5 protein-coding genes are annotated in these 3,415 nt (G+C 60.5%); 1 reads left to right on the top strand and 4 read right to left on the bottom strand.

All coding sequences use genetic code 11. The features are described from left to right. Nucleotides 1–218: 218 nt before the first annotated feature. From EFAMC2_RS02740 to EFAMC2_RS02755, 4 genes are read right to left on the bottom strand one after another with little or no spacing between them, the layout of a single operon-like run. The gene (locus EFAMC2_RS02740) at nucleotides 219–1,118 is read right to left on the bottom strand and encodes an SIR2 family NAD-dependent protein deacylase (RefSeq protein ID WP_261980003.1); all 900 of its coding nucleotides are present in this window, start codon (nucleotides 1,116–1,118) and stop codon (nucleotides 219–221) included. Then, complete coding sequence (locus tag EFAMC2_RS02745) at nucleotides 1,090–1,881, bottom strand: protein-ADP-ribose hydrolase (protein WP_154026766.1); 792 nt, start codon at nucleotides 1,879–1,881, stop codon at nucleotides 1,090–1,092. Before EFAMC2_RS02745 ends, EFAMC2_RS02740 begins: the two co-directional genes overlap by 29 nt. 12 nt (nucleotides 1,882–1,893) lie before the next feature. Beyond that, a complete protein-coding gene (locus EFAMC2_RS10510; RefSeq protein WP_154027174.1) occupies nucleotides 1,894–1,965 on the bottom strand; it encodes a 4Fe-4S binding protein in 72 nt (23 codons plus the stop codon). Between the two features lie 37 nt (nucleotides 1,966–2,002). Further along, the gene (locus tag EFAMC2_RS02755; protein WP_154026768.1) at nucleotides 2,003–2,629 is read right to left on the bottom strand and encodes an NAD(P)-dependent oxidoreductase; all 627 of its coding nucleotides are present in this window, start codon (nucleotides 2,627–2,629) and stop codon (nucleotides 2,003–2,005) included. Between the two features lie 135 nt (nucleotides 2,630–2,764). Here EFAMC2_RS02755 and EFAMC2_RS02760 point away from each other — a divergent pair, with 135 nt between their 5' ends. After that, on the top strand, nucleotides 2,765–3,151 hold the full coding sequence (locus tag EFAMC2_RS02760; protein ID WP_261980004.1) for a winged helix-turn-helix transcriptional regulator: 387 nt from the start codon (nucleotides 2,765–2,767) through the stop codon (nucleotides 3,149–3,151). The last annotated feature ends 264 nt before the right edge of the window (nucleotides 3,152–3,415 follow it).

Here is a 3,415-nt window from a genome sequence, read left to right on the forward strand (position 1 = left end):
AGCGGGCGTTGCGTCCACCGCTATAATCCGCCGGGAAGACGATTACTCAGCCACGCTTATGCCTCGAGTCATGCGTGCGGATTCGATGGTCGAGATAATGCCTTGTTCGATATCCTCCATCGTCTTTCAGCGCTCATGATTCGGTGCTGTTGGCCCATTAGCCAGCGTGCTGTCTTATTCTTGCCTTGAAGCTGGGCCAGGCAGCAGGAAGCCCGGTTTTAAGAGGCACAGGCCGAAAGGACCATGCTGACATCGCCGTCGATGAGGATCGACCTCTTGTTGACAGCTTTTGGCGCGCATGTCTCGCCCAAGTTCACGCACGCATAGATGGCTTTTGGATTCTTATCGACCGCGTTCCAGAACGGGTACTTGATGATCACCGGCGTATTCATGCCGACGCCCAGCTCCAAGTACAGGACATGCATACCCGCGTGTCTGCGGCAGAACTCGTCGTAGCGAGTCGCCGCCGCATGCCAGCCCTCATCCTCCACGAAGCGCCCGTCGACCCGAAGGTTTGTCGTCAGGGGACGTCCGCACTTCGGGCAGGTCGGCACGAGCTCGCTTGGTATGCGCATGCCCTTTTGCTGCTCCATCATGGAGCGCACCGCTTCCTCGTTGTCATAAGTTGCTCGGCTGCACGGCTCCGAGCACTGGAACAGCCCATAGTCGCCTTGGGTGTAGAAGAGGCGGTGCTTGTCGAAGCCCGCAAGCTGGAACTGATGGTCGACGTTCGTCGTGATGACGAAGTAGTCCTTGTCCTTCACAAGCTTCAACAAATCAAGATAGGGCCTTCCCGGCTCCACGTCGTAGCGGTTGAAGTAGATATGGCGGCTCCACCACGCCCAGAACGTCTCCACGTCGGGGAACGGGTAGAACCCGCCCGAGTACATGTCGGTGATTCCGAATGCGTCGCGGAAGTCCGCGAAGTGCTCGTCGAAGCGCTCGCCCGAATAGGTAAGCCCGGCCGCCGTGGACATGCCGGCTCCCGCACCCACGATGACGGCGTCAACATCGTCGAGCGCCTGCCGCAGCTTTTCTATCTTCGAGGCAAGCTGCCCATCATCGTTTTTCGCGCAGGCTACATTTCCGCTAACGAGCGGCATCGAAAAGAAGCCCATGATAGATTCTCTCGTCTCTATCGGTGAACACGTTGAAGATGATATGCGTCCCCGAATCATGGCTGTCGAGCCAGGCGCGCACGGCGTCGATGGCGATAGCTGCCGCCGCCTCCTGTGGGAACCCGAAGACGCCCGTGCTGATGCAGCAGAATGCGATGGAGGAGCATCCAAGCTCCGCTGCCGTGTCCAGGCAGCTCTCGTAGCAGCTCGCGAGCAATCGCGCGTCCGTGTCCGAGGCGCTTCCGTTCGCGATGGGCCCCACGGTGTGCACGATGAAGCGCGCGGGAAGGTTGAAGGCACCTGTCACCTTCGCCACTCCCGTCGGTTCGGGATGGCCTTGAGCCTCCATCAGGGCTGCGCACTCAAGGCGCAGCTGCACGCCCGCAAAGGTATGGATGGCGTTGTCGATGCAGTGGTGACCGGGAACCCAACATCCCAGCATCTGCGAATTGGCGGCGTTCACGACCGCATCCACGCGAAGCGTCGTGATGTCGCCGCGCCAGAGAGAGATGTGCGGATCCAGTGGCGCGCATGGGAGCGCGGCGGCATCGGTGATGCCCGCCTTCTCTATCATGCCGCTGAGCACGCGATCCTGCACTTCCAGGAACTCGCCGCTCGCAGGCTTCGGTTCTCGCGTGTTCACGAGCGCACGGAAGCGGTCAAACAGCTCGCGCTCGTCATCGCAGTCCGCGTGGCTGGCGCCCATGCCGCGCTCGCTCTCCAGCTCGGCTGTCAGCCACCTCAGGTCATCTGCTCTCGTCATCGCGCCCCTCTTCTATATTGCGCCTGCAGGGCATTTCTCTGAACACAGCCCGCAACCTAAACAAGCGCTCTGGTTTGGCGACATCGCACATCAACCCCGGAAATATCGTTCTCGGGCGACCCTACTTGCGGACAACGCTGATGCGCTCGCGAACGTGATCGCCGTTCTGCACCTCGTCGGCCATGGCGATCGCATAGTCGGCGTAGCTGATAACGGGCCCCCGGCTCCCGACCATGAGCTCTTCGCCGCCGAGCTGGTACGTGCCCGTGCGCTCGCCATCGGCCTGGAAGTCGGCCGCAGGGCTGATGTAGGTCCACTTCACGTCGTCGCGCTGACGCAGCTCGTCCAGGGCTTTCTGCATGGCAGCTGCAAGCGGCTGGAACTCCAGCGGGAAGTCGGGGGTCTGGTTCAGGGTCGTCGTATGCTCGGGGTTCACGAAAAGGCTTCCCGCGCCGCCGACGATGAGAAGGCGCGTGTCCGTTCCGGAAAGAACGTCGCAGAGATGCGTGAGTGTCGTCGAATGCTGGTCGAGCGTCTCGGGTGCCCATGTCCCAAAGGCATCCACCACGGCATCGAACCCACCAAGGTCTGCTGCCGTCAGATCCATGATGTCTTTCTGGATGGAGTTTTGTGCATCGGTCTTGTTCTCGCCGCGCGTGATGGCCGTCACGCCCTCGCCGCGGTCAACGAGCTCCTGCACGATGAGCCTGCCTGCCTTGCCGTTTGCTGCCACGACTGCGATCTTCATGTTCGCTTTCCTTTCCTTTGGGCGTTGTCGCCCTGTTGATTAATGACAAGCATGAAATTAGAATCAACGCTAGCAAATGGAAAGTAGGCACCTTAAAGTGCTATAGGTACCTTTAAGAAACCTACGAGGATAAAGGTGGAATTCACCATGAAAGACACACCGGAGGCGTTCATCGAACACCGCGCCACCGAGCCGCCGCTGCGTTCCAGCCTTCCAACATGTCCTGTGCAAACCTGCGTGCAGCTCGTCGGCAGCAAGTGGAGGCTGCTCATCATGCGCGACTTGCTCTTGAACAAGTCAATGCGCTTCAAGGAACTTCAGCGTTCTGTGGGCGATGTTTCGCAGAAGGTGCTCACCGCGAACCTGCGCGAGATGGAAGCGACCGGCCTTGTCGTGCGCCGGGTATATCCCGAGGTGCCCCCGCGCGTCGAGTACTCGCTCACCGAGGTCGGCGAGTCTCTGCGCCCCATCATGGATGCCATGTGGGCGTGGGGAGAGAGCTATCAAGCCCTCGCCGTCTAGGCCAGGACCGACCCAGTCGGCCTCGATGCAAACAGCCCTCCGACCCGACGGGTCGGAGGGCGTATCCCCTCGGAGGGGCCAGGAGGTCTTAGGCGGCCTCCGGGAGGGCGTCGGGCTATGCTGAATCGCGGGGATGTCCATCGCAACAATGCATGCGGGCCTCCGTCTGGAGAGGGTATAACTTTCGGGCTGAGCACGTTATATCTGGTGACCGACCATACGGAGCTATACGAGCGCCTTGATTATCAACTTTATCCGAACACC

This window comes from Olsenella uli (assembly GCF_901212655.1).
Classification (GTDB): Bacteria; Actinomycetota; Coriobacteriia; order Coriobacteriales; family Atopobiaceae; genus Parolsenella; species Parolsenella uli_A.

Excerpts from the sequence above, each read along its gene's own strand:
- EFAMC2_RS02755 (WP_154026768.1), bottom strand. The coding sequence starts at position 2,629 with ATGAAGATCGCAGTCGTGGCAGCAAACGGCAAGGCAGGCAGGCTCATC.
- EFAMC2_RS02745 (WP_154026766.1), bottom strand. The coding sequence starts at position 1,881 with ATGACGAGAGCAGATGACCTGAGGTGGCTGACAGCCGAGCTGGAGAGC.
- EFAMC2_RS02740 (WP_261980003.1), bottom strand. The coding sequence starts at position 1,118 with ATGGGCTTCTTTTCGATGCCGCTCGTTAGCGGAAATGTAGCCTGCGCG.